This is a genomic window from Denitratimonas tolerans (genome assembly GCF_037203605.1).
Taxonomy (GTDB): domain Bacteria; phylum Pseudomonadota; class Gammaproteobacteria; order Xanthomonadales; family Xanthomonadaceae; genus Denitratimonas; species Denitratimonas tolerans.
Genome location: NZ_JBBDHC010000036.1, coordinates 1 through 2,574 on the forward strand (window position 1 = coordinate 1; position 2,574 = coordinate 2,574).

Here is a 2,574-nt window from a genome sequence, read left to right on the forward strand (position 1 = left end):
CCCGGCCCGGAAGCGGCGGGTCGTAACGCGGGCTACAAGGGCCGCACTGGCCTGTACGAGCTGATCGTCATCGACGAGACCCTGCGCCGCCTTATCCACGAAGGTGCCTCCGAGGCCGACCTGCTGCGCCACGCCCGCAAGAGCACGCCCGCGATGCTGGAAGACGGCTGGAACAAGGTCATCGCCGGCATCACCAGCGCCGACGAGGTGCTGCGGGTGACGCGGGAGGAGTAGCGGGTTGGACCGCTCACCCACCCTGCTGGCGACGCCAGGCATTGACCTGATTCATCAGCATCATCAGTGCTTCGAACTGGGCCGGGCTGAGGCTGCGACGCATGATGGTGTAATAATCAGAACCGGCATCGCACTGGAAATGTGGCATGCCGCACAAAGAAGACACAGGCAAGCTGTATTCCGAGCAGTTTCCAATCCACGTGCAGTCCAGACCGGACCATAGTGCTTGCCATGTGGCGGTACGCTGTACTTCGTCCAGATTATCCAAGAGACGCCAGTCTTCAATGACGCTGGTATCGTGCGCTTGATGCATTGAGTCCAGTGCAGCCGTGACCTGAAGCGCATCCTCATCCAGAACCAATCGCGCAAGACTTCCATCATCGCGAGCCATGGCATCGGCTGCATTCTGATAAACACGTTCTCCGTGTGATACTTCCGCAGGTGTGGCGTGTTGCGTCAAGTCCAACAGTTTCTTGATATTTCCCCAAGCGATGGTGCCGCTTTGGGATTCAAGAAGCTGCTTGCACCACCCAGCTCCCGGCGCGTCCAGTATCGCGGCAATACGAGCAGTATTTTTCGGATCGGATGTAGGCGCAACGCTGGCTACCGCTAATACGGACCCACAAACGCCATAGATTTCTCGGATCATGTTTCGACCATCTTCGCGGGCCAGTATTTCATCATCATCGAGTATTTCTAAAATTCTGGAAGGATCAAGAGCAAGAATTTGGGCTCGCTCTGATATGCCCCAGGGTCCCTTATGTTCGATTAAGTGAAGTTTCAATGATTCGAACGACAAGGCGGATCCGTGACCGGCAGTTTCAGCCATTGTTCCGATATTACCGAAAGATGCGTCATGTTCTGCTCTAGATAAATACTTCCATCGACTTTCTTCATCGAAGGGAGCAACATCTGGGTGCAACTTGAGCCAAACCCCAATTGCCAGCAGCACTGCAACAAAAATGAGCAAAGAAAGTTTTTTCGCCGACATACTCTTTATACCGCCATGCTATTTAAAACAACAGATCGGAGGTTGTTTTTTCCTCAATCCGGCTGAAGAGCCTTTTTTTTGGGGGGGCACTGCTCCACCATTAGAGAATGTCTGAGCAAGCTTTTTCCGTCGTTTCAGCGCAGACTGGACCCCAGTCTAAAACAGCAAAATGGATCCCATGTCTTCACTGGGGTGACGACTTGCTCAGACATTGCCTTAGGCCAAATTGGGAATTATTGACCAGATTGGAGCAAAAATAACACATCGAGGCCCCTCGAGCGAAGTCAAAACAAAGATCATTATATCCGCGAATATGGTGTCCAGCGCCCTCAATCTGGCGATGTCAAAAGGCGCTGGACCCCCACCTTTGCTCAGGTGACGAGCATAGGTCGACTTGTTCAGAATAGCTTCCTAGCCGCAGGGACTGATGCGTGGGCTTGGTTCCAATACAGTGGGGCCACAAAAGCGCCCTCCACACATATAGGTCCAGTGTTCCTTAGTTCCATTCGGCATGGTCATCACAAAATCGTCGCCTCGACGCGCACCCATAACAGCAGTTAGAGCATGGGAATTTGCCTCTGCAAGTCGCAACTCTTCTATAGTTCCACAATTATAATCAGAAGAGCCCGTGGCGTAGCCAGCTGCACGAATTGTATTCACCCCACTTCCACCGCCACCGCCACCGCCGCCGATTCCAAGAATTCTATAGAAGAACCCGCCTCCTAAAAAGCCAAAACTCGGAACGAATGCCGTAGCAGTGACTGTTGGAAGAGTGGGTGTTTCTTCGTCGTCTCCAGAGCATGCAATAGAATCATCTCCCTATGAGCCGTCGGATCTACCAGCTATGCCAGCGAAACTTTGATCAGACTGAACCACATAGCCCGCATTATATGCCCAAGCTGCTGGGTTCGGGTCGTAATAAGACTCGGTCAACGTTGATTGTCCGGTTGTCGGGTTGTAGTAATAGACCCCGACATTGTGGCCATTTGTTGAGCTGTTTTGCGCACCCTTCGCCGAAGGGGTCGTTCGCACCGATGGGTCATCTATAGCGCGATGCGGATCCCAATAGATGCATGCGTTTGCCTGAAATGCGAACGAAGCAAGGATAGAAACCAAAGCGATCTTTGGAAGTGAGGCTATCTGCATTTTTATGCTCCTGTCAGAGTGAATACCAATAGCGCCTTATAGGCATAGCGGAAGCTACCCCCCCCTTGTCAAAAGTCAACCTCGGGCAAGACCACCACGTTGTATGCCACACTCGCACGTCTGAATGACGCCACCCGCAACATCCTCACCGTCGAAGACCCGATCGAGTATTACCTCGACGGCGTCGGCCAGACCCAGGTCAA

At 52.9% G+C, this 2,574-nt stretch carries 2 protein-coding genes and 1 pseudogene; 2 read left to right on the forward strand and 1 reads right to left on the reverse strand.

The features are described from left to right. Nucleotides 1-234 (forward strand): ATPase, T2SS/T4P/T4SS family (locus WB794_RS13415; protein WP_479686631.1); only part of this gene is annotated, 234 nt, incomplete at its 5' end. 13 nt (nt 235-247) lie between these two features. Here WB794_RS13415 and WB794_RS13420 read toward each other — a convergent pair. Next, nucleotides 248-1,225 (reverse strand): hypothetical protein, encoded by a 978-nt coding sequence (locus WB794_RS13420; protein WP_337336357.1) that lies wholly within the window; start codon nt 1,223-1,225, stop codon nt 248-250. Nucleotides 1,226-2,452: 1,227 nt separating this feature from the next. Here WB794_RS13420 and WB794_RS13425 point away from each other — a divergent pair. Next, nucleotides 2,453-2,574, forward strand: a pseudogene (locus WB794_RS13425) (ATPase, T2SS/T4P/T4SS family); the annotation flags it as partial.